The organism is Pantoea sp. FN0305, assembly GCF_050113845.1.
Lineage (GTDB): Bacteria > Pseudomonadota > Gammaproteobacteria > Enterobacterales > Enterobacteriaceae > Mixta > Mixta alhagi.
In genome coordinates, this window is the sequence record NZ_JBNJSN010000011.1 from 62,301 (window position 1) to 84,315 (window position 22,015).

The window sequence follows — 22,015 nt, forward strand, 5'->3', positions numbered from 1 at the left end:
GGATTGCGCGGTTGCCGCATTTTAACGCGCCCGACTGCACAGCAGACAATAAAGGATGTTATTCTCACCCCATCACGTCAGATTCGCTGACGGCGATCGATTACTGGAAATTTCGCAATGATGCGCAGCCGCGCACCGATGACACAGGAGACCTGTCGTGTCTGAATTGTCTCAACTCTCTCCCCAACCGCTGTGGGATATTTTCGCTAAAATCTGCTCCATTCCGCATCCTTCATTTCACGAAGAGGCGCTGGCGCAGCACATTCTCTCCTGGGCAAAGGAAAAAGGCTTCTGGTGCGACCGTGACCAGGTCGGCAATATCTTGATCCGTAAGCCAGCTACGCCAGGCATGGAAAACCGTAAGCCGGTAGCGCTGCAGGCGCACCTGGATATGGTGCCGCAAAAAAACAACGATACGGCCCATGATTTCACTAAAGATCCAATTCAGCCCTGGATCGATGGCGAATGGGTAAAAGCGCGCGGCACGACGCTGGGCGCGGATAATGGCATTGGTATGGCCTCTGCGCTGGCGGTACTGGCTGATGAGAGCGTACAACACGGTCCGCTGGAAGTGCTGTTGACCATGACGGAAGAGACCGGCATGGACGGCGCATTCGGTCTGCAACCGAACTGGCTGCAGGCTGAGATCCTGATTAACACCGATTCTGAGGAAGAAGGTGAAATCTATATGGGCTGCGCCGGCGGTATCGATTTTACCTCTACGCTGCCGCTGCAGCGTGAAGCGGTTCCTGCCGATTACGAAACGTTGCGCCTGACGCTGAAAGGGTTAAAAGGCGGTCATTCCGGGGCAGAGATCCATCTGGGCCTGGGCAATGCCAACAAGCTGCTGGTGCGCTTCCTGGCACAGTATGCACGTGAATACGATCTGCGTCTGATTGATTTTACCGGCGGCACGTTGCGCAATGCGATTCCGCGTGAAGCCTACGCTACCTTCGCTCTGCCAGCGGCAAAAATCGATACGCTGAAATCTGCGGCGATGGGCTATCTGGCGACCCTGCAGAACGAGCTGGGCCTGATTGAGAAGAATATCACCCTGCAAACCGAGCCGGTGGCGGGTGGCGCGGCGCTGACCGCTGACAGCCGCGATCGTTTTATCGCCCTGCTGAACAGCACGCCGAACGGCGTGATCCGCAACTCTGACGTGGCGAAAGGCGTGGTGGAAACGTCGCTGAACGTCGGTGTGGTTTCCATGACCGAGCAGGAAGCAAAAATCAACTGCCTGATCCGTTCGCTGATCGACAGCGGCAAAGATTATGTGGTGACAATGCTGAGCTCGCTGTGTGAACTGGCCGGTGCGCAAGGTGCAGCAAAAGGCAGCTATCCGGGATGGCAGCCGGACGCCAGCTCGCCGGTCATGGCGCTGGTGCGTGAGACCTATCAGCGCCTGTTTAACAAGACGCCGAATATTCAGATCATTCATGCGGGGCTGGAATGTGGTCTGTTCAAGAAGCCTTACCCGGATATGGATATGGTTTCCATCGGCCCGACCATTACCGGCCCGCACTCGCCGGATGAGCAGGTGCATATTGGCAGCGTAGCGCTTTACTGGCAGCTGCTGACCGAACTGCTGAAAGTGATTCCGGCGAAGTAATTTCGTCTGGAACGCGTCGCAATCAGTAAAATCAAAGGCCAGAGCATTTCTGGCCTTTTTATTTTTTACGCAATTTATTTTATAGCGCGTTGTTTAACGCAGCTGACCTGTAATTTTCTGAGCGTTCGGCAATAGAGTGTAAACAACAGGGATGAGTAAAAGCGCTCGGTGCGTATGATAAACAGGCTAAGACCAATAAAGATTAACGCTAATGAGGCGCTAATAATTCCTCCCCATGCCGTAAACGCGCTAGCTATCCACTCTATAACCATACTCAGAAAGTATATAATGGCGCTTAGCAGTGTTAAATATGCCAATATCAGATGAAGTCTGGCACCGGCCATAAACCCCTTCGACATGATAAACACTGGCATTACATAAAGTATGCCGCAAATCAGCGAACCAATCACCAAAAAGACCATGGTCATGGCAGGTGGCAATAATAGCCACTGCGTTACAGCCTGCCATAGTGAAAACTGCACTATAGCAAAGCTCATAATCATAAAAAAAGCGCTAAGCACCAGCGGAAACGCAAAATTAAACATCCCGACGGAATCCTTCATCTCTGCGTTAATTTTTTCTTGCAGGGCTGAAAACTTGTTAACCGAAGCACTTTTGATCTCATGCTCAATTGCCCGACAGCGCTGGAAGCGTGCCAGGAAAATCTTTAATAACATTTTATTCCTTAAAAACCAGAGAAAGACTGGAGAGTAGATATGGCATATTTGGCGCTAACCCCCATGTTTTGCGGATTCCGTATTGTCCCTGTCACCCCACTGCCAGAAAAAGTTACTGTATTATTTATCGCAATTAATAATTCTCTTTGTAATTGGCATTAAATAGCTTCTGTGGGGAAACGTTTGGGGTAACGCCCCGCCTCCATTGCTGCTTTCACTCCAGCGTTAGAAATGCCACCAAAATCATAACTTAGCATGCTTTTTTCTGATGAGTAGCCAGTGAAACTCATTATTATCCTCTTTCATTCCATGATAAAACTGATTAGCGGTGCATGAATGATAAATTATCCTAAAGCAATAATAAACTATAAAAATAAACCACAGAACATAGCTAGCCTATTAAATATTACTTTGGGCGTTAAATTCAAAGTTAGGAAGTACGCCTGCTAACCAAATTTAATTTTCTAAACGCGTGATAAAGTAATCAGGGGCTGTCAGCAGCAGGAACATAACAACAGCTACTTTTACATGCAGCACATTTTATGTTTATTTATCGATACATACTGTATTCAAAAATCAGTTCTGGCGTGAGAAGGCTTAACCATCCTACAGCCCCAGCAGCAGTTGCCGTTCCAGCTGAGGATTCAGCAACGTCACATGCAGCCCCACCAGCCTGACGCCGCGGCCGGCACGGCGCTCTTCCCAGGCCTCTTTCGCTACCGCAATCAAATCTTCTTTATTCAACACCGGCCAGACATGCTCCTGCGTGGTCTGCTGAAAATCACTGAACTTAAGCTTAACGCCCTGGCGCGCAATATGACGATCCGGTTTGATTTTCGTCAGCCGCCGCTCCAGTTCGTCATAAAGAAAATCAATAATCTCCAGGCACTGCTCCCAGTGATGAATATCTTCCGACAGCGTGCGCTCAACGCCGAGCGACTTACGCTCGCGATCGGTAATCACTTCACGCTCATCAATACCGTGGCTGCGCTCCCAGATTACCCGGCCAAATTTACCAAAGCGCTTTAGCAACATTGCCAGATCGCTGTTTTGCACATCGGCGCAGGTGCGCAGCCCTAAATCTTCCAGCTTCTTTGCCGTTACTTTGCCGACGCCGGGAATTTTGGCCAGCGGCAGCGTCAGTAAAAACTGCGGCACCTCATCCGGGGTAATCACATACTGGCCGTTTGGCTTATTCAGATCGGAAGCGATTTTGGCAAGAAACTTAATCGGCGCAACGCCCGCTGATGCGGTAAGATCCAGTTCACGGGAGATAGTCTGGCGGATTTCACGCGCCATCAGCGTTGCCGAACCGTGACAGTGCGGGCTGTCGCTTACGTCAAGATAGGCTTCATCCAGCGACAGCGGCTCAATACGCGCGGTATAACGTGAAAAGATTTCGCGAATATGGGCGGAAGCCTCTTTATAGGCATCAAAGCGGCCCGGCAGCAGCGTTAAGTGCGGACAGAGCTTTAACGCCATCGCGGTGGACATCGCGCTGCGCACGCCATATTTACGGGCCGGGTAGTTAGCGGTGCTGATAACGCCGCGCTGCGTCCGGTTGCCGCCAATGGCCAGCGGAATATCACGCAGGCTGGGGTTATCACGCATTTCCACCGCCGCGTAAAAGCAGTCCATATCGACATGAATGATTTTGCGCATAGCCCCCTCCGCCATTACTGGATAAGTATACAGCCAACTTAAGGGGATTCAATGGCGTAGCGCGATGAATATGCAGTAACGGCATACGTTAATTTGCGGGCCATCTCCGGAATAACAGCTATTTCTTAGCTGGCATCTTGATAAAAAAACAGACAGTGATAATGTTGCGCAGCAATAGCGGAATTATCCTATATGCATGTTACAGACGCCGCAGGGCGTTGCAGTTTAATCCCCCTCATCATCAAGGGAACAAGAATGGGCAAAATCGCACTTTTGTTTGCGATGATTCTTCTGCCAGCCCTCAGCATGGCAAGCGCGCCTGAGCCAGTTCAGCCACTGGCACCGGTCAGCAAAGAGTTAAAGAAGCAGTTATTAGGTACGCCGGTTTACATTCAGATATTTAAAGAAGAACGCACGCTGGAACTGTACGGCAAGATCGGCAATGAGTTCCGCCTGCTCGATAGCTATCGCATCTGTAACTTTTCTGGCGGCCTTGGGCCAAAGCGCCGTCAGGGCGATTTTAAAAGCCCGGAAGGCTTTTACAGCGTAAAACAGAGCCAGCTTAAGCCGGACAGCCGTTTTTACCGCGCAATCAATATTGGTTTTCCTAACCAGTACGACCGCCAGCAGGGCTATGACGGCAAATACCTGATGATCCATGGCGCCTGCGTCTCTGTTGGCTGTTACGCCATGACAAATGCCTATATGGATGAGATCTTCAGCTACGTAAACGCGGCTTTGCGTAACGGTCAGCCTGAAGTGGCCGTCAGTATCTATCCGTTCCGCATGACCGAAAGCAATATGCAGCGTCACCGGAACTCTTATTACGCCAGTTTCTGGAAACAGCTGCAGCCGGGCTATGCGTGGTTTGTACAGCATCGCCAGCCGCCAACGATAGCGGTAAATAACGGCAGGTATGTGCTGAACGGCTCACCGGTCAGCGGCACGCCCGCCGCTTCACAGTCATTCCTGGCGCTCTCCAAGGCAAAATAGTTGCCATTCGCCTGGCGCAATACGATGCCAGGTCTCATTGCCGGTTAGCGGCTGAGTGGCAATCACCGTGACCACGTCATTTGGCGTGGTCTGCTTCTGAAAATCGATCTCTACATCCTGATCCAGCAGCTTCGCCTTACCAAACGGCGCACGTCGCGTAATCCAGAAAAGATTGGTCGAGCAATAGGCCATTAAATAGCGGCCATCTGACAGCAGCATATTAAACACCCCTTTCTGCCGCAGTTCCGTCGCCAGTTCGGCAATATAGCGAAACACCGCAGGCCAGTTGCCCGGCGTTCGCGGATAGCGCGTCGCCAGCTTATGCAGCAGCCAGCAGAACGCCTTTTCACTGTCTGTCTCGCCTACCGGACGAAAATTACCGGTTTCCAGCTGGCGATAGCCGCTTAGCTGCCCGTTGTGCGCATAGGTCCAGTTACGTCCCCACAGCTCGCGAGTAAAAGGATGGGTATTCTCCAGCGACACCTGCCCCCGGTTCGCCTGACGAATATGCGCCACCACCGAGCAGGACTTAATAGGATACTCCTGCACCAGACGCGCGATTGGCGAGTTATAGCTGGGCTGCGGATCTTTAAAGGTGCGGCAGCCTTTGTTTTCGTAGAAGGTGATACCCCAGCCATCTTTATGCGGCCCGGTGCCACCACCGCGCTGCACCAGTCCGGTAAAGCTAAAGCAAATATCAGTTGGGACATTAGCGCTCATGCCGAGCAGTTCACACATAGAGAGGCCTCCGGCGCGGTTTTGTGACGATTATAACGAATCAAATGGAGACTGGCAGCGGAAGAGCATTTTTGTTAACAGAACGCGACAAGCGCCCTGCTGCTTCGGATTAGCCGCGCCGGGGCTGACGCGGCAAAGTTAACGGCTGGTGCGCCGTTACTTTTTCTCCATCTCTTTTTCGATCAACAGCATCAGGATATGAATCACTTTGATATGGATCTCCTGAATGCGGTCGGCATAGCCAAAGTGCGGCACACGGATTTCGATGTCTGCGCTGCCCGCCATTTTGCCGCCATCTTTGCCGGTCAGGGTGATCACTTTCATGCCCTGCGCGCGCGCCGCCTCAATCGCCTTGATGATATTGGCGGAATTCCCCGAGGTGGAAATACCCAGCAGCACATCGCCCGCACGGCCTACGGCCTCAACATAACGAGAGAAGACATAGTCGTAGCCAAAATCATTACTGACGCAGGAGAGATGACTGACGTCAGAGATGGCGATAGCCGGATAGCCAGGGCGGTTTTCGCGATAGCGACCAGTCAGCTCTTCAGCAAAATGCATGGCATCACAGTGCGAACCGCCGTTGCCGCAGGAAAGCACTTTGCCCCCCGCCTTAAAGCTATCGGCAAGCAGCACGGCAGCGCGCTGGATCGCATGAATATTTGCGTCTTCGCTCAGGAATTTATTTAGCGTATCCGCTGCTTCGTTAAGTTCTGAACGAATAATATCCTGGTACATAGGGAGGTCCTTTGGAGGAGAAAGAGTCAGCGCAAGTTTACCGAAATGCCAGCGGGTCGCAAAGCCTTACAGGGTAAAGCTGAGATGTAAAGACCGGGGCGCTGTCAGGGTAATAATCGGTTTAATCCACAACGGGCTGGGATAAAATTCATGCTTTGACGAATGATGCGAATGGAATGTGAGCCAGGTTGTAATTATTCTGTTGCCAGATTGCTAAATAAACAGAACTGCTTTAAACCTGTAGCCAGACCAACAGGTCAGACCTCTTACTTGTTACGGAGCGGTTCATTATGATGGTTCTTAGCATTGTCGCGACGCTGATTCTGATCGGCGCGCTTTTTTGGCACCGCATTTCGCTTCCAGCCAGCAGCGCTATCCTGCTGTTATGGAGTGCAGCAATGGCCCTATTCGATCTCTGGACGCCCTGGCTGTTGCTTCCGCTGGCCCTGATACTTCTGCCGTTAAACCTGCCGTCGATGCGTCGTTCGATGGTCTCTGCCCCCATGCTGCGCACCTTCCGTAAGGTGATGCCACCGATGTCACGTACTGAAAAAGAGGCGATCGATGCGGGCACAACCTGGTGGGAAGGCGATCTGTTTCGTGGCAATCCTGACTGGCAAAAACTGCACAACTATCCGCAGCCGCGTCTGACCGCTGAAGAACAGGCATTTCTTGATGGCCCGGTGGAAGAGGCCTGCCGTATGGCTAACGATTTTCAGATCACCCATGAAATGGCCGATCTGCCGCCGGAGCTGTGGGCTTACCTGAAAGAGCATCGCTTCTTCGCCATGATTATTAAAAAGGAGTATGGCGGACTGGAGTTTTCTGCCTACGCCCAGGCACGCGTGCTGCAAAAGCTGGCGGGCGTATCCGGCATTTTGGCGATTACCGTTGGCGTACCCAACTCGCTCGGCCCCGGTGAATTGCTGCAGCACTACGGCACCGATGAGCAGAAGAAGCATTATTTGCCGCGTCTGGCACAGGGCCTGGAGATCCCCTGCTTTGCATTAACCAGCCCGGAAGCGGGTTCCGATGCAGGCGCGATCCCCGATATCGGCATCGTTTGTATGGGCGAATGGCAGGGCCAGCAGGTGCTGGGTATGCGTCTTACCTGGAACAAGCGCTATATCACCCTGGCACCGATTGCCACCGTGCTGGGCCTGGCATTTAAGCTTTCCGACCCTGAGCATTTACTGGGCGATACCGAAGAGCTGGGCATTACCTGTGCGCTGATCCCAACCCATACGCCAGGCGTTGAGATCGGCAAACGCCATTTCCCGCTTAACGTGCCGTTCCAGAATGGCCCGACACGCGGTAACGATATTTTTGTCCCTATCGACTACATCATCGGCGGGCCTAAAATGGCCGGTCAGGGCTGGCGCATGCTGGTTGAGTGCCTGTCGGTAGGTCGCGGCATCACCCTGCCCTCCAACTCCACCGGCAGCCTGAAAAGTCTGGCGCTGGCAACGGGCGCCTATGCGCATATTCGTCGCCAGTTCAGGGTTTCTATCGGGAAGATGGAAGGGATTGAAGAACCGCTGGCGCGCATCGCCGGCAACGCTTATGTGATGGATGCCGCCGCCACGCTGATTACCTGCGGCATTATGCAGGGCGAGAAACCAGCGGTGCTCTCGGCGATAGTTAAATATCACTGCACCCATCGCGGCCAGCGCGCCATTATCGATGCGATGGATATTGCTGGTGGTAAAGGCATTATGCTCGGCAAGAGCAATTTCCTTGCCCGTGCTTATCAGGGCGCACCGATCGCAATTACCGTCGAAGGCGCGAATATTCTGACGCGCAGCATGATCATCTTTGGTCAGGGCGCAATCCGCTGTCATCCTTATATCCTGCGTGAGATGGGCGCCGCAGAGCGTAACGACCTGCCAGAGTTTGATCGCGCGCTATTCAGTCATATTGGACATGTCGGCAGCAACCTGATTCGCAGCCTGTGGCTGGGTGTTACCGGCGGTTACGGCAGCGCTGCGCCAACCCGCGATGCAACCCGCCGCTATTACCAGCATCTGAACCGCATCAGCGCGAACCTGGCGCTGCTGTCAGATATTTCGATGTCGGTACTGGGCGGTAGTCTGAAGCGACGCGAACGCGTTTCAGCCCGGCTGGGCGATATTCTGAGTCAGCTTTATCTTGCCTCGGCGGCGCTAAAACGTTACGACGAAGAAGGCCGTAATGTAGCGGATCTGCCGCTGCTGCACTGGGGCGTGCAGGATGCGCTGAATCAGGCAGAGAATGCTATTGACGATCTGCTGCGTAATTTCCCCAACGCGGCGGTTGCAGCCACACTGCGTGTGATGATTTTCCCGGCAGGCCGCCACTGCCGTGCGCCATCGGATCGTCTGGACCATCAGTTAGCGAAACTGTTGCAGACGCCGTCCGCAACGCGCTCTCGCCTGGGACGCGGCCAGTATTTAACGCCGAGCGAACATAATCCTGCCGGACAGCTGGAAGCGGCGCTACAGGATGTAATGGCTGCGGAAGTGATTCACGACCGTCTTTGCAAGCAGTTGAAAAAGCATTTGTCATTTACCCGACTTGATGAGCTGGCACAGCGCGCCTTGCAGGAGGAGTGGATCACACAGCAGGAGGCGGATGTTTTAGTGCGTGCCGAAGCCAGTCGCCTGCGTTCGATTAACGTTGATGAGTTTGAGGCGGATGCGCTGGCTACCCAGCCGGTAAAGCAGGATCAGACGCATGAGCGTAAAAGCGAAGCCGCCTGAGGGCGAATAAAAATAAAGACTACCCAGCAAGCGTCACGTTTGCGGTAATAAACCGGACATTTTAGCGTGGCAACCAGGGCCTGAGCGGTAACGCTCGGGCCTTTTCTTTATGAAAAGCAGGAACGGAAGTTTTACTTTTATCTGCCTGTGCGGCAGTGAACAAGCGCATAAGGTTTTAACGTTTTCAGTTAAGTGGCGAGACCAAAAAATAACTTCTTTAGGCAAAAAAAATTAATATAGAAACTTTGTTTTGGCGCAGAAAAAATATTTCCTTAACTCTATATTAACACCTCGCTGAAACCCCTGGCACATTGTTCATAAACATCTGGATTATTATTGAAATAATTTTTCAATGGATTGTATTGGATAAAATAATGAACTGTCGTTTTCACCTGCCAATTCAATAAAACCGAGACTGGTATAAAATTGTTTAGCCTCATCATCCAGGGCGTCGACAAACATGCCATGTATACCTACCGCCAATGACGCGTGATAAACAACGCTCATCGCATGAGAAATCAACATGCTTCCCCAGCCTTGCCCATGCAGAGTTTTATCTATCGCCAGCCTGCCAAGGGTAACGCATGGCACATTTTTATATGGTTTTTTTTTCTGTTGCGTTTTAGAGGGCAAGCTAGATCTTTCAAAACTACCGCCGGATAACGTGTAATAGCCCAGGACTTTTGGCTCCGCCTCATGATTTATCAGCACATACGCTCTTAATATTTCCCCGTTATGTTGACGTCTGAGATGCTCGAGCAGAAATTTATTTAAAGTTGTTTTGCCACAATCAAAGTTATTTATTTTGTACTGAGCTTCATCCATGAAAAGCTCGACTTTTAAAGTGTCCAAAACTTACTCCATGTTCTGTAGACGTTGGGCCGCTTGCTTTAACTTTACATTAGGTTTAGGTGGATTGCTGATGGCATCCATAACCTGCTTCCATGATGCTTCATTGAGCACTATACGTTGATGCTGTTCAATGACTTCAGCTGCCCGTTCAGAAGCACTTGCCAGCATAAATTGCGAGATGGTTAGATTGCTGAGAGAGGCCGCGTTTTCGATAAGCGTTTTATCTTCTGGAGATAAACGCAGATCGATGCGTTGTTTCTTTAATGTGTTTGCCATGTTTCCTCTATGTCCATATGACTGACGCATTGCTATGCAATACAGTTTCAGGATTTGATACGCCTGCATGTACGGTCTCTTACCGTACATGCAGTATGTGGTGAGGCGGACTATTTTTTAATCAATCTTTATATGATCCCAAGAAATACCACCGAGAAACCAGTAAAAGTCGTTTGATAAGCTGCCTGTACGGCAGTGAACATCGTGTTCATCCTCAATCCACAGGTAATACTTTTCTAAGCTGCCTGTGCGGCAGTGAACCCTGGAGCAGATTAGCTTGAATGTATGCTGAACCAGCACGGCCAACGTATCGACATTATCAATACGCCAGCCGCAGCAATAAGCATCGTTTTCAAACTGAGCAAGACTCTATTTTCGCCAGAAAAAGCGCGAGAAAAGTATCAGCACCGGATAAATTTCAAGACGTCCCATTATCATGGCGGCACACATCAAATATTTAGCCCCTTCGCTAAGCGTACCAAATGTGGATGCCGTTTCTCCAAAGCCAAGCCCCATATTATTGATACAGGCCGCAACGGTAGCGAAAGCGGTCATCAGGTCATAGCCCATGATATTGAGCATCCAGACAAAAAACACCGTGAACAGTACGTAAAGAAAAAAGAAACTCCATACCGAGCGCAACACGCGTTCCGTCACCACGCTCTCGCCAACCCGAATGCTTAATAGCGCACGAGGATGCGCCAGTTGATGTAGCTCATGGCGGCTTTGCTTAAATAACACCAGGAAGCGCAGCGCTTTTATACCGCCGCAGGTAGAGCCCACACAGCCGCCAAAAAAGCTTGCCGTCAGTAACAGCACAATAGTATGTGCAGGCCAACTGGCATAGTCGCCGGTCGCCAGGCCATTATCGGTAATCATAGAGCTGGTCAGGAAGAACGCATGCATCAGACTGTCCGTTGCGTTATACATGCCGACATGCCAGAGCTGCCATGCGGTTATCAACACTATAATCAGCGTCACCAGCAGGAAAAAGCGTAGCTCTGCATTACGGCGAAACGGTTGTAATGTGCGTCGGGTAAAGGCAACAAACCACACGGTAAAGTTAATTGCTGACAGTAGCGAGAAAAGCCCGGCAACCAGTTCGATCGCAGAACTGTTCCAGTAACCAATGCTCTCGCTGCGTGTGGAAAAGCCGCCCAGCGACACGGTAGAAAGGCCATGACAGAGCGCATCAAAAGCGGGCATCCCCGCCAGCATATAAGCGGCGCAACAGGCCAGTCCCAGCAGCAGATAGGTAAGCCACAGGCTGCGTGAAGTATCGGCCAGACGCGGCGTCAGGCGCTCTTCTTTAAAAGGGCCGGGCATCTCTGACTGATAAAGTTTCGCCCCACCAATTCCCAAAAGCGGCAGTACCGCGACCGCCAGAACAATAACTCCCAACCCGCCGATAAAATTGAGCTGCGCCCGATAATAGAGATAGGCAGCCGGCAGGTTGCTAACGTCGCCAATCACGGTGGCGCCCGTGGTGGTGATACCGGATACCCCTTCAAACAGCGCATCAATAAAACTCAGCCCCACCGAATCATCCAGCCAGAGCGGCATGGCGCTGATAACCGAAAACAACAGCCAGAACAGAACAATAATCAGAAAGCCGTCACGGGTTTTAAGCTGTATACCGGCACGTTTGGTGGCAAGCCAGGCACCGCCGCCCAGGGTAAAAAAGGTGAAGAAGGTAGTAAAAAAAGCAAACCAGCTGCGCTCTTTGCTGAACAAAGCGACCAGCATCGGCGGCAGCATGGAAAAGCTGTACAAAAACACCAGAAAACCGCACAGGTGAATAACCACGCGCACCTGTGAAAAATTGAGTGTGAGATAGCGTTGCAAAGCAAGGCTCCCTGATGACAAAAGATCGGCAGCAATGATGCCTTCTTACCGGGCATATCACAAACTCAGATAAAGCAACGGATGAATATATTCATTATCTACAGAAGATTGTATTGTGCGCTCTGAGGAGTGTGGCCACGGAAAGCCCATCCATAAAACTGGCTGTCACGCCTGGTCAGCGGTGGAACTAAAAACGTTGTCGGTTGTAACAGGTGAATTTATAAATTACGCTTATGTATCGGCACGAAACAGGACAACCTGGCCTTGAATAAATATTCGTCAAATACTTCCTCCCGCCTCAGACATACGCCTCTTGGCAGGAGTATGGCGGCCTTTTTGCTGCTGACAGCCATGGCCGTTATGGGCATTAATGCCTGGACACTCTGGAGCTCCTGGCAACAGCGAATTACAGAGCGCGAAGAGGATGCCCGTAATCTCGCCGTCTCGCTGGCAAAACAGGCAGAAGACGCCTTTCTTCAGGTGGATATTACCCTCTCTGATGCGGTCAGGCAGCTCACGCAGCAGGGGCCAGACTATGCAAAAACGGAGGCTTTTTCACGTCAGCTGAAAGAGCAGCACGGTAAACTGCAGCAGCTGCATGGGCTTTTTATTTACGATGCACAGGGAAACTGGATCGCCACATCAGGCAATTATATCCCTTCAAAGGGCAGCAATGCAGATCGGGAATATTTTGTCTGGCACCGTAGCCACTCTGATACCTCTGTTCATATCGGTCACGTTATTCGCAGCCGTTCCACTGGTGAACAGGTTATCCCGGTATCGATGCGCCTGAACGACAGCGCCGGTCATTTTGCCGGCGTCGCACTGGCCACGGTTAAAGTGGACTACTTCAGGCAATTTTACGGTTATTACACCCTGGGAGCACGCGATGTTCTGGGGCTTATCCTCGCCGATACCACCGTATTGTATATGCGCCCCCTGCCGGATTCAGTGATTAACCGAAGCCTTTCTGCCAGCCCGCTGTTCAGAATCGCGCTTAAAACATCCGCCAGCGGCAGTGCAACATGGCGCTCCGCGCTGGACGGTATTGAGCGTATTTATGGTTATGCCCGGCTGGAGCAGTATCCGCTGGTCGTCACCGCTGGCTATGATCGTGACAGAGTGCAGAAAGCGTGGCTTGAAACCAACCTCACAGATGTGGTGCTTAACCTGATCCTGCTGACCATGATAATGGGAATGGGAGTATTTATTCTGAAGCAAATCAGGGCCAACGTCAGAAACCAGCTTGAGCTGACGCAGGTCAGAGATGAACTTACCACCATTAACCATACCCTGCAGTCGATGGCGCTGATTGACGGCCTGACCGGCCTGGCTAACCGCAGACAGTTTGATGTGGTGCTTGAAGAAGGGCTGCAGCGCTCGAAAAAAACTGGCGAGCCGCTGTCATTAATCATGATAGATATCGACTTTTTCAAACGCTATAACGATACCTTCGGTCACGTAGCAGGTGACATGTGTCTGAAAAAGGTAGGCGGCCTGCTGAAAGGTGCGACTCACCGTCATACCGATCTGGTGGCGCGCTACGGCGGCGAGGAGTTCGCTATCATTCTGCCTTTTACCAGCGCACCGGATGCCAGGCAGTTTGCTGACCGGGCGGTTAAGGTGATCAGAGATGCCGCGATTGTCCATACCTCGACGGAACTGCCGGAGAGAGTGGTCACTATCAGCGCCGGCTGCGGTACGATTATCTCAAATGGTGAGGACAACGAAGCCGAGCTGCTGAAGAAAAAGGCAGATAATGCGCTTTACCATGCCAAACGCAACGGACGTAATCGGGCTCAGGGAGAGATCTAACCTTAATCTGCGCCTCTCAGCTCTGTTGTTCTTGTCTGTAACGATGTGCAACCTTCACCACGGAAGGTTGCACATGCAGTCAGGGCAAACCCTAGCCGTTCTGTCGAATACGGGCAATCAGCGTATCGATATTATCGATATGCGGCGCGGCAACAATTAACGTTTTCCCCAGGCTAATCGCGTGACGAATACACTCAATGCGCATCGCTTCATCCTGAATGGTTTCCAGGTCCGCCACGTGTGCCATGCCGACTGTACGACGAATCAGTTCGCTGCCGCAGTAACCGATACTGTCCGCAAATACTTTCTTCAACCAGGTCGCGGTATAGTCCGGCCACGCCAGCATGCGATCGCGGCTTTTTTCCGCTGCCAGTGCCTGAAAGCATTCGGCAAATGTCAGCCACAGGGTGCGTATATCCTGTAAACGCTGCTCGCGCCCGTCGGCCGCTTCACGCGTCGCCAGCAGCCCCGGCAGCGCACAATAGTTCAGCAGCAGGTTACCCAACGCCGTACCCACGTCAAAACCCACTGGCCCAAAATACCCAAACTCGGCATCAATTGCTTTCAGGCTACCGTCGGCAACAAACACGGAACCGCTGTGGATATCACCATGCAGGTGCGCTTCCGCATGGGAGAAAAAGCGGTGCTTTAGTCCGGCGACCTCGTTACGCAGCCGTTCATCGCTACGCAACTCCGCCACCTCAGTTTCCAGCTGTGCCGGGTAATCGTTGCGCGGATGATCTTCATAGGGATCGGTAAAAAAGAGATCCTCAGTGATTTCACACATTTCAGGATTGGTAAAACGGATAACCCGCGCCTTTTTCTCATGAGGATGCAGGTAAAAATCGGAGGTATGAAACAGCGTTTGCGCCAGATATTCACCCAGCTGACGCGTCGCCTGCGGATAGTAGCGTCCCTGTACCAGCTCACCGCGCCAGATACGATAGCTGGAGAGATCTTCCATCACCATCACCGCCAGCTCAGCATCGTAATGCAATACTTTTACCGTATGCTGCGGGCAGTGCCGATAATGTTCCGTGAGCGTTTCAGCTTCCAGTCGCGCACGCTCCAGTGTCAGCGGCCAGGACTCGCCAACGCAGCGCACCCAGGGCAGCGCCTGCTTTACCACAACGCGACTGATGCCGTCGCGATCAAAGATTTTAAATACCAGATTAAGGTTACCGTCACCAATCTCTTCAGCCGTTACCAGCGAAGATGCATCACTTAGCCCACCAAATCGCTGCGCATATTCTACCGCATCGGCGGCAGTGAACGTCCGGTATTGCGACATTATCCGTTTCCTCTGCAAATCTGTAGTAAAAGCCGTTCAGACGTCTATACTTCCGTTTCGCATGTTGGCACAATATGCTGCATTAACGCAACATGGATTTCACTGTTATGCAAACTCTTCATACCACCAGCCTGCAGGTGCGTGATAACCAGCTGTGGATCCTCGATCAGCAGGCTCTGCCGCAGCAAAAAAACTGGCTGGACGCGAGCAGCGTGGAAGCGCTGGTTAGCCATATTCATGCGCTGCGGGTACGCGGTGCGCCATTAATTGGCCTCTCCGCCAGTCTACTGCTGGCGCTGCTGGCGGAAAATGGCATGTCCAAAAACCAGCTGACGCAGGCGCTGGCGATCTTACGCGCCGCGCGTCCTACTGCCGTTAATCTGATGAACAATCTGGACAGGATGAAGCAGGCGCTGCTGCAGGAGAATTTCGTTGATGCGTTAAGCGCTGAAGCGCTGCGGCTGGTGAAAGAAGATAAAGCGCTATGCGACAGCATCGCTCAGGCGGGCAGCCAACGGGTAGCGCCCGGCAGCCGAATTTTAACCCACTGCAATACCGGCGGTCTGGCTACCGCTGGCGTTGGCACCGCCATCGGCGTTATCGCCCTGGCTTTTCAGCAGGGAAAAGTCGAACAGGTCTGGGTGGATGAAACTCGCCCGCTATTACAGGGTGGCCGCCTGACGGCCTGGGAACTAACCGAACTGGGCATTCCCAATCGTTTGATCTGCGATTCTATGGCGGCCGCGCTGATGGCGCAAAAACAGGTGGACGCCATCTGGGTCGGTGCCGATCGTATTGCCGCTAACGGCGATGTCGCTAACAAAATCGGCACCTATAGTCTGGCGGTGCTGGCGCGCTATCATCACATCCCTTTTTACGTAGCCGCGCCGCATACCACACTCGATCCGCACTGCCCCAACGGCAGCGCCATCCCGATTGAGCAGCGCGCCGCCTCCGAGGTCACTGGCGTATCCGGCAGCTTTGGCCAGCTACAGTGGGCGCCGGAAAATGCGCAGGTATGGAATCCGGCATTTGACGTGACGCCAGCAGAATTAATCAGCGGTTGGGTGTTGGATAGCGGCGTGGTAACGCCTGAAGAGGTGGCGGCCGGTTATTTCCAGCCGCGATGAACCAGAATCAGGGTAGACGCGGGTAACTAACCGCAATCGGATCGCCGGTGAAGTTGGCGATCCAGCCTTCCGGGTTATCGAAAATACGGATCGCGGTAAAATGCGGGGTCGATCCCATATCAAACCAGTGCGGTGTACCGGCCGGTACGGAGATCAGATCATTTTTCTCACACAGGATTTGGTAGACACGCCCTTCCAGATGCAGGCAAAACAGCCCGGCCCCTTCGACAAAAAAGCGCACTTCGTCTTCACCATGGGTATGCTCCGCCAGAAACTTACTGCGCAGCGCCTCTTTTTGCGGATTATCGGCGCGCATGCTGATCACATCCCAGCTTTGATAGCCCTTCTCCGCAACCAGTCGATCGATGGCATGCTGATAAGCATTAATCACGGTTTCCGCATCAGGGTTTTCGCCTAATTCGCGGTTGGCTTCCCAGCGTTCAAAGCGTACACCGCGCGCGTTGAGCTGCTCGCGAATCGCCTCAGGATCGGTGCTGTGCCACACCGGCACCGTGGTTTCTGTTTCGGTATAGATGGTCAATTCACTCATAAGGAAAACAGCTCCAGCTTAATCTGATCAAAACGGTTTACCTGGCGATGAAGACTCTTATTATCCGCTTCGCCGCGAATCAACTGCAGGGTGTACCAACCGGCCTGCTGCGCAGCATCCAGCTCCTGGCGAATATCAGACAGGAACAGCAGCTCGCTGGCAGGCAGATTAATCTGGCGGGCAATATTTTGATAAGCACTGACCTCACGCTTGGCCCCGACATGGGTATCAAAATAACCGCTGAACAGCGCTGTAATATCGCCGTGATCGCTGTAGCCGAACAACAGCTTTTGCGCAGCAACCGAGCCAGACGAATAAACGTACAGGGAAATCCCCTGTTCATGCCAGTTCTTTAACGCAGGCAATACGTCAGGATAGAGATGACCGGTAAAATCACCGTTAAGGTAGCCGCTGCGCCAGATCATGCCCTGCAACGCTTTCAATGCGGTGGATTTACGGTCTTCATCCATAAAACGATACAGCACGGTAATCAGCTGTTCGGTATCCGCCTGCGGCTGGTTGATCTCCTGACGCAGATCGTTCAACGCAGCGGCCACCGCCGGTTCTGCCATATGAGTACGCAGATACGCCGCCAGATGCTGACGCGCCCAGGGAAACAGAACATTATGCACGAAGCGAATGTCGCTGGTGGTGCCTTCAATATCGGTAACAATTGCGCGGATCATTATCTCTCCAGCAAACGACGTTGCATTTCACAGTTAAACAGGAACTCCAGCCCTTCCAGATGGCGACGCGCCTCCTGCACATCCCTGCCCCAGCAGGTCAGGCCATGACCGCGCAGCAGAAAACCGTAACGCAGCGGCCTGGTTTGCGCCCAGGCTTCAATACGTGCCGCCAGCGCGCTGATATTCTGATCGTTATCAAACAGCGCTATCGCTACGCTATCCAGATGGCTGCGCTGACCGGACAGCGACTTTTGCATTTCATAGCCCTGCAGCAGCAGCGCCGATCCTGTTTCAATACGTGACAGCACGGTGCTGTTAACGCTGTGGGTATGCAATACCGCGCCCGCCTCCGGAAACAGGCGATAGATAAGCGTATGCAGGCCGGTTTCCGCAGAGGGCTTGCGCCCTGACGGTGCCAGGCCGCTGGCGATCTCTACTTCAATAAAATCGGCGGCGGTCAGGCTGCCTTTGTCCTTGCCAGATTCGCTGAGCAGGCATAATCCTCTCTCCGCACGGATCGACATATTGCCGCCGGTCGCCGGTGCCCAGCCCTGTTGCCCAATCCAGTGGCAGGCAGCCACCAGCTGCGCCAGTTGTGGAGTTACGGTCATTGCGCTCCTTTTATCGGCCTCGCCGTTACGGGAAATTTTTGCTTTTAGACGTCTACCCATCTTGATTGCCAAATACTAACATCATGATTATAGTGGCTCAACACAGCCGTAACATCGGGCCGCTACCCGCACGAAAGGTGAGCTATTTATGCGTTCTAACCCGTTGATCCCACAAAGCAAGCTGCCGTCGCTCGGCACCAGCATTTTTACCCAGATGAGCGCGCTGGCGCAGCAGCACAACGCGATTAATCTCTCGCAGGGTTTTCCCGATTTTGACGGCCCGCGTTATTTGCAGCAGCGGCTGGCGCATCATGTTAGCCAGGGCGCAAATCAGTATGCGCCGATGACCGGCGTAGCGGCGTTACGTGAAGCAATTGCCGATAAAACGGCGGAACTTTACCGCCATCGCCCTGACGCTACCGCCGACATTACCATTACCGCTGGCGCGACCGAGGCGTTATATGCTGCGATTACTGCACTGGTGCGGCCTGGTGACGAGGTGATCTGCTTTGATCCCAGCTATGACAGCTATGCGCCCGCCGTCACGCTGTCCGGCGGCGTGATAAAGCGCCTGACACTGCAACCACCCGCCTTTCGCGTTGACTGGCAGGCGTTTCGTGAGTTGCTGTCGCCGCGAACCCGGCTGGTGATCCTGAATACCCCGCACAATCCTTCTGCCACCGTTTGGCAGCAGAGCGACTTTGCCGCGCTGTGGCAGGCCATTGCTGATGAAGAGATCTATGTGCTGAGCGATGAGGTATATGAACATATCTGCTTCACCGACGAGGGTCATCACAGCGTGTTAGCGCATGCGCAACTGCGCGAGCGGGCGATTGCCGTCTCCTCTTTTGGTAAGACATACCATATGACCGGCTGGAAAGTGGGCTACTGCGTTGCGCCAGCGGCGCTAAGCGCTGAGATCCGCAAAGTGCATCAATATCTGACCTTTGCCGTGAACACGCCTGCTCAGCTGTCGCTGGCCGATATGCTGCGCGCCGAACCAGAGCATTATCGCGATCTGCCTGCGTTTTATCGGGCGCGCCGCGATAGTTTTGTTCAGGCGCTCAGCCGTAGCCGTTTTGAAATCCTGCCCTGCGAGGGCACCTACTTTCTGCTGGCGGATTACAGTGCAATATCCGATCTGGATGATGTCAGTTTCTGTCGCTGGCTGACAGAGGAAGTCGGCGTGGCGGCGATCCCGCTATCGGTATTCTGTGCCGACGCCTTTCCTCATCGCTTGATTCGTCTTTGTTTTGCCAAGCAGGAAACTACCCTGCTGGCTGCTGCGGAGCGCCTGTGTCAAATTTAACGCTTTCACTGTTACAACAACCGCTGGTCTGGATGGATGGCGAAGCCAATCTGGCCCATTTTGATACGCTACTGGCGTCGCTTTCCGGGTGCGATTTAATCGTGCTGCCGGAGATGTTTACCACCGGCTTTGCGATGGAAGCGGCGCGTGAGTCGTTATCCCAGCATCGGGTGGTCGCCTGGCTGCATCAGCATGCGCGGCGTCTTAACGCTATGGTGGGCGGCAGTGCGGCGCTGCAAACGGAAAAAGGTGCGGTAAATCGTTTTCTGCTGGTGGAGCCGGATGGCCGCGTACACCATTACGACAAGCGCCACCTGTTTCGCATGGGCGACGAGCATCACTATTATGTTGCAGGCAGTCAGCGAGAGATCGTGGAATGGCGCGGCTGGCGTATTTTGCCGCAGGTTTGCTATGACCTGCGCTTCCCGGTGTTTTCCCGTAACCGCGACGATTACGACCTGGCGCTGTATGTCGCAAACTGGCCGGAGGCGCGTGCTCATCACTGGCAGGCGCTGCTGATGGCGCGCGCGATTGAAAACCAGGCTTACGTTGCTGGCTGCAACCGCGTGGGTGAAGATGGCAAATCGCTGCGCTACAGTGGCGATAGCCAGATTATTTCGCCGCAGGGCATTATTCTGGGCCGTGGCGAAGCGCATCAGCCAGCAGTGTTACATGCTGAGCTATCGCTGGAGGAGCTACGGTCATATCGCGAACGCTTCCCCGCCTGGCGCGATGCCGACGCGTTTGACTGGCGTTAAGTATTGGGTGGGCTGGTCAGTCCTGCAAAGAGACCAGCTCAATACACAGCAAATCCTGTTGTATTGTCACTGATTTTATCAGCGCCTTTCTAGAAAAGTTACATCCCTGCCTTACAAATAAGCTCTTTTTAATTTTTTCACCTCTCTCCTCTTTTTGTCGGTTCTGTTCGATATCTGGTCATCTTTGAACATCCTCTACTACATAAAAGTAATTTAACATTTTCATGGTTATCCCTCTGTGAAACGGGGCTGGAATAAGTTCTTGTGAAACAGGATGACTGTATGAAGGGGGAAACGGCAGCGATTGTGCAGCAATTCTCTCATGCGTCACGGGTTCATACCGCATATTGATAGAGGCAACGATGAAAGAAACCACTTTAGCGCCGGCAGCGGCGCTATCAAACAAGAGCGGCCCTGCCTTCGCGGCAGTTGTCACCGCCCTGTTTCTGGCCGCAGTGGACAGCACGATAGTCAGTACCGTTTTGCCGACCATCAGCGGGCAGTTGGGTCATCCAACGCTCTATCCATGGGTGATGTCCGCCTTTTTATTGCCGGTAGCCCTGTTTGCGCCTTTGGCAGGCGCATGCGGCGACAAGCTGGGCGTTTCCGTCACGCTTAAAGCGTGCCTGCTGTTGTTTCTGGCCGCCTCCGTGCTGGCTGCGCTGAGCCCAACCATGCCGCTATTGATCCTGGCACGAGCGCTACAGGGCATCGGCGCGGGCGGCATTATTGTACTTTCTTACGCCCTGTTGGCGGCGCTATTTGATGCCAGCAGACGCGGAAAAATGCAGGGGATGCTGAGCGGCGTGTGGGGGTTGGCCGCGGTAGCGGGACCGCTGCTCGGCAGCCTGCTTTCCGCCACGCTCGGCTGGCGCGCTATTTTTTGGCTCAATATCCCCGTGGGTCTGGTAGCCCTGCTACTGCTGTTTATGACCCCCGGCGTAAGCAAGGGTGCCGCTAAAGCGCCACTGGATGGCTGGGCGCAGCTGGCCTTGATTATATTCACCTGCAGCCTACTGCTGTTGGTTTCTGGTTCGATGGCATTGCCGGGAATAACAGGAATGCTGGGCGCAGCGCTGGCGCTGGCATTACTGATGTTGATCGCGCGCGTGCGTCAGCGGCCAGCCAGCAGCCCGGTGCCTTTACCCTTTTTTAATCATCGTGACCTGTTTGCCGTCATGATGCTGGTGCTGCTTTCCAGCGCCGGACTTTATGCCCCGGTAACGCTGCTGCCGCTAGCAATGAATCATCATGCTGGCGCAGGGATATCAACGGGCCTGCTGATTATGCTGGCCGCGCTGGGATGGGTAGCAGGCGCTGCCTTTTGCGGCGGCAAACTGGCAATCATCGGCTATCGACGAATGGCCTTTTACGGCATGCTGTTGTTAACCTTCGGTGCCCTGCTGATGATTCCAGCCATAGGAAGATTAAACACGTTGCCGATGGCGCTGGCGCTGTTGCTTATCGGGCTGGGAATGGGCTTAACCGCTACCACGACGCTGGTGCTGGCACAGAACGCGGCGCCGGCGGAACAGTTGGGAACCTGGACCGCAACCGTACAATTTTTGCGGAATCTGGGAGCGGCGCTGGGCGTCAACGTGCTGGCGACGGTGCAACTGCAGCTTAGCGGCGTTTACGCTTTCCAGATTTGCTTTATTATTCTTGGGGTAACTATGCTGGTAGGGTTGCTTTTTACCCGTTTTTTACCCCGCGCTTATCCGGCCAGATAAGCAT

Annotated in this window: 20 protein-coding genes; 8 read left to right on the forward strand and 12 right to left on the reverse strand. The window is 53.2% G+C overall.

The features are described from left to right. Positions 1 to 157 precede the first annotated feature (157 nt). Positions 158 to 1,612, forward strand: a complete 1,455-nt coding sequence (pepD, locus tag ACQE3Y_RS18595; protein ID WP_426974709.1) for a beta-Ala-His dipeptidase — start codon at positions 158 to 160, stop codon at positions 1,610 to 1,612. Between the two features lie 74 nt (positions 1,613 to 1,686). Here the strand turns inward: pepD and ACQE3Y_RS18600 are convergent, their stop codons facing one another. The 3 genes from ACQE3Y_RS18600 to dinB all read right to left on the reverse strand — a co-directional run bounded on the left by ACQE3Y_RS18600 (position 1,687) and on the right by dinB (position 3,951). Further along, positions 1,687 to 2,289: a hypothetical protein gene (locus tag ACQE3Y_RS18600; RefSeq protein ID WP_426982236.1), complete on the reverse strand. Its 603-nt coding sequence runs from the start codon at positions 2,287 to 2,289 to the stop codon at positions 1,687 to 1,689. Between the two features lie 158 nt (positions 2,290 to 2,447). Next, on the reverse strand, positions 2,448 to 2,579 hold the full coding sequence (locus ACQE3Y_RS18605) for a hypothetical protein (RefSeq protein WP_426974711.1): 132 nt from the start codon (positions 2,577 to 2,579) through the stop codon (positions 2,448 to 2,450). 316 nt (positions 2,580 to 2,895) lie between these two features. After that, complete coding sequence (gene dinB / locus ACQE3Y_RS18610) at positions 2,896 to 3,951, reverse strand: DNA polymerase IV (RefSeq protein ID WP_250651944.1); 1,056 nt, start codon at positions 3,949 to 3,951, stop codon at positions 2,896 to 2,898. A gap of 255 nt (positions 3,952 to 4,206) precedes the next feature. On the opposite strand from dinB, the gene dpaA reads away from it, so the two are divergent. Continuing rightward, positions 4,207 to 4,944: a peptidoglycan meso-diaminopimelic acid protein amidase gene (gene dpaA / locus ACQE3Y_RS18615; protein ID WP_426982237.1), complete on the forward strand. Its 738-nt coding sequence runs from the start codon at positions 4,207 to 4,209 to the stop codon at positions 4,942 to 4,944. Here dpaA and ACQE3Y_RS18620 read toward each other — a convergent pair. After that, entirely contained in the window at positions 4,915 to 5,682 is a 768-nt protein-coding gene (locus ACQE3Y_RS18620; RefSeq protein ID WP_426974713.1) for a class II glutamine amidotransferase, read from the reverse strand. The genes dpaA and ACQE3Y_RS18620 overlap by 30 nt on opposite strands. Positions 5,683 to 5,838: 156 nt before the next feature. After that, positions 5,839 to 6,420, reverse strand: a complete 582-nt coding sequence (gene lpcA, locus ACQE3Y_RS18625; protein WP_084971004.1) for a D-sedoheptulose 7-phosphate isomerase — start codon at positions 6,418 to 6,420, stop codon at positions 5,839 to 5,841. Positions 6,421 to 6,710: 290 nt separating this feature from the next. Here lpcA and fadE point away from each other — a divergent pair, with 290 nt between their 5' ends. Next, on the forward strand, positions 6,711 to 9,158 hold the full coding sequence (gene fadE / locus ACQE3Y_RS18630; RefSeq protein ID WP_426982238.1) for an acyl-CoA dehydrogenase FadE: 2,448 nt from the start codon (positions 6,711 to 6,713) through the stop codon (positions 9,156 to 9,158). A gap of 333 nt (positions 9,159 to 9,491) precedes the next feature. Here the strand turns inward: fadE and ACQE3Y_RS18635 are convergent, their stop codons facing one another. The 3 genes from ACQE3Y_RS18635 to ACQE3Y_RS18645 form a co-directional block, all read right to left on the reverse strand. Then, complete coding sequence (locus ACQE3Y_RS18635; protein WP_426982239.1) at positions 9,492 to 10,010, reverse strand: GNAT family N-acetyltransferase; 519 nt, start codon at positions 10,008 to 10,010, stop codon at positions 9,492 to 9,494. Positions 10,011 to 10,013: 3 nt separating this feature from the next. Then, positions 10,014 to 10,286 (reverse strand): DUF1778 domain-containing protein, encoded by a 273-nt coding sequence (locus ACQE3Y_RS18640; protein ID WP_426982240.1) that lies wholly within the window; start codon positions 10,284 to 10,286, stop codon positions 10,014 to 10,016. A 369-nt stretch (positions 10,287 to 10,655) separates the two neighbouring features. Next, the gene (locus ACQE3Y_RS18645) at positions 10,656 to 12,131 is read right to left on the reverse strand and encodes a TrkH family potassium uptake protein (protein ID WP_426982241.1); all 1,476 of its coding nucleotides are present in this window, start codon (positions 12,129 to 12,131) and stop codon (positions 10,656 to 10,658) included. Between the two features lie 324 nt (positions 12,132 to 12,455). On the opposite strand from ACQE3Y_RS18645, the gene ACQE3Y_RS18650 reads away from it, so the two are divergent. After that, positions 12,456 to 13,946, forward strand: a complete 1,491-nt coding sequence (locus tag ACQE3Y_RS18650) for a sensor domain-containing diguanylate cyclase (RefSeq protein ID WP_426982242.1) — start codon at positions 12,456 to 12,458, stop codon at positions 13,944 to 13,946. A gap of 91 nt (positions 13,947 to 14,037) precedes the next feature. Here ACQE3Y_RS18650 and mtnK read toward each other — a convergent pair whose 3' ends face one another. Further along, the gene (mtnK, locus tag ACQE3Y_RS18655; RefSeq protein WP_426982243.1) at positions 14,038 to 15,237 is read right to left on the reverse strand and encodes an S-methyl-5-thioribose kinase; all 1,200 of its coding nucleotides are present in this window, start codon (positions 15,235 to 15,237) and stop codon (positions 14,038 to 14,040) included. A gap of 107 nt (positions 15,238 to 15,344) precedes the next feature. Here mtnK and mtnA point away from each other — a divergent pair, with 107 nt between their 5' ends. Continuing rightward, the gene (gene mtnA, locus ACQE3Y_RS18660) at positions 15,345 to 16,367 is read left to right on the forward strand and encodes an S-methyl-5-thioribose-1-phosphate isomerase (RefSeq protein WP_426982244.1); all 1,023 of its coding nucleotides are present in this window, start codon (positions 15,345 to 15,347) and stop codon (positions 16,365 to 16,367) included. A 7-nt stretch (positions 16,368 to 16,374) separates the two neighbouring features. Here mtnA and ACQE3Y_RS18665 read toward each other — a convergent pair whose 3' ends face one another. From ACQE3Y_RS18665 to ACQE3Y_RS18675, 3 genes are read right to left on the reverse strand one after another with little or no spacing between them, the layout of a single operon-like run. Then, positions 16,375 to 16,917 carry a 1,2-dihydroxy-3-keto-5-methylthiopentene dioxygenase gene (locus ACQE3Y_RS18665; protein WP_426982245.1) on the reverse strand — a complete coding sequence of 181 codons (543 nt, stop codon included), beginning with the start codon at positions 16,915 to 16,917 and terminating at the stop codon, positions 16,375 to 16,377. Then, positions 16,914 to 17,603, reverse strand: coding sequence for an acireductone synthase (mtnC, locus tag ACQE3Y_RS18670; protein ID WP_426982246.1), 690 nt, complete (start codon positions 17,601 to 17,603; stop codon positions 16,914 to 16,916). Before mtnC ends, ACQE3Y_RS18665 begins: the two co-directional genes overlap by 4 nt. Beyond that, complete coding sequence (locus ACQE3Y_RS18675) at positions 17,603 to 18,214, reverse strand: methylthioribulose 1-phosphate dehydratase (RefSeq protein ID WP_426974723.1); 612 nt, start codon at positions 18,212 to 18,214, stop codon at positions 17,603 to 17,605. Before ACQE3Y_RS18675 ends, mtnC begins: the two co-directional genes overlap by 1 nt. Positions 18,215 to 18,362: 148 nt before the next feature. Here ACQE3Y_RS18675 and ACQE3Y_RS18680 point away from each other — a divergent pair, with 148 nt between their 5' ends. The 3 genes from ACQE3Y_RS18680 to ACQE3Y_RS18690 all read left to right on the forward strand — a co-directional run bounded on the left by ACQE3Y_RS18680 (position 18,363) and on the right by ACQE3Y_RS18690 (position 22,011). Next, positions 18,363 to 19,523, forward strand: coding sequence for a pyridoxal phosphate-dependent aminotransferase (locus ACQE3Y_RS18680; RefSeq protein ID WP_426982247.1), 1,161 nt, complete (start codon positions 18,363 to 18,365; stop codon positions 19,521 to 19,523). After that, on the forward strand, positions 19,511 to 20,281 hold the full coding sequence (locus ACQE3Y_RS18685; protein ID WP_426982248.1) for an amidohydrolase: 771 nt from the start codon (positions 19,511 to 19,513) through the stop codon (positions 20,279 to 20,281). Before ACQE3Y_RS18680 ends, ACQE3Y_RS18685 begins: the two co-directional genes overlap by 13 nt. Positions 20,282 to 20,643: 362 nt before the next feature. After that, positions 20,644 to 22,011 (forward strand): MFS transporter, encoded by a 1,368-nt coding sequence (locus ACQE3Y_RS18690; protein ID WP_426974726.1) that lies wholly within the window; start codon positions 20,644 to 20,646, stop codon positions 22,009 to 22,011. Positions 22,012 to 22,015: the final 4 nt, after the last annotated feature.

Bases quoted from the DNA above. Each gene is read 5' to 3' on its own strand.
- ACQE3Y_RS18600 (WP_426982236.1), bottom strand. From the start codon at position 2,289: ATGTTATTAAAGATTTTCCTGGCACGCTTCCAGCGCTGTCGGGCAATT.
- ACQE3Y_RS18605 (WP_426974711.1), bottom strand. From the start codon at position 2,579: ATGAGTTTCACTGGCTACTCATCAGAAAAAAGCATGCTAAGTTATGAT.
- dinB (WP_250651944.1), bottom strand. From the start codon at position 3,951: ATGCGCAAAATCATTCATGTCGATATGGACTGCTTTTACGCGGCGGTG.
- dpaA (WP_426982237.1), top strand. From the start codon at position 4,207: ATGGGCAAAATCGCACTTTTGTTTGCGATGATTCTTCTGCCAGCCCTC.
- ACQE3Y_RS18620 (WP_426974713.1), bottom strand. From the start codon at position 5,682: ATGTGTGAACTGCTCGGCATGAGCGCTAATGTCCCAACTGATATTTGC.
- lpcA (WP_084971004.1), bottom strand. From the start codon at position 6,420: ATGTACCAGGATATTATTCGTTCAGAACTTAACGAAGCAGCGGATACG.
- fadE (WP_426982238.1), top strand. From the start codon at position 6,711: ATGATGGTTCTTAGCATTGTCGCGACGCTGATTCTGATCGGCGCGCTT.
- ACQE3Y_RS18640 (WP_426982240.1), bottom strand. From the start codon at position 10,286: ATGGCAAACACATTAAAGAAACAACGCATCGATCTGCGTTTATCTCCA.
- ACQE3Y_RS18650 (WP_426982242.1), top strand. From the start codon at position 12,456: ATGGCGGCCTTTTTGCTGCTGACAGCCATGGCCGTTATGGGCATTAAT.
- mtnK (WP_426982243.1), bottom strand. From the start codon at position 15,237: ATGTCGCAATACCGGACGTTCACTGCCGCCGATGCGGTAGAATATGCG.
- mtnA (WP_426982244.1), top strand. From the start codon at position 15,345: ATGCAAACTCTTCATACCACCAGCCTGCAGGTGCGTGATAACCAGCTG.
- ACQE3Y_RS18665 (WP_426982245.1), bottom strand. From the start codon at position 16,917: ATGAGTGAATTGACCATCTATACCGAAACAGAAACCACGGTGCCGGTG.
- mtnC (WP_426982246.1), bottom strand. From the start codon at position 17,603: ATGATCCGCGCAATTGTTACCGATATTGAAGGCACCACCAGCGACATT.
- ACQE3Y_RS18675 (WP_426974723.1), bottom strand. From the start codon at position 18,214: ATGACCGTAACTCCACAACTGGCGCAGCTGGTGGCTGCCTGCCACTGG.
- ACQE3Y_RS18680 (WP_426982247.1), top strand. From the start codon at position 18,363: ATGCGTTCTAACCCGTTGATCCCACAAAGCAAGCTGCCGTCGCTCGGC.
- ACQE3Y_RS18690 (WP_426974726.1), top strand. From the start codon at position 20,644: ATGAAAGAAACCACTTTAGCGCCGGCAGCGGCGCTATCAAACAAGAGC.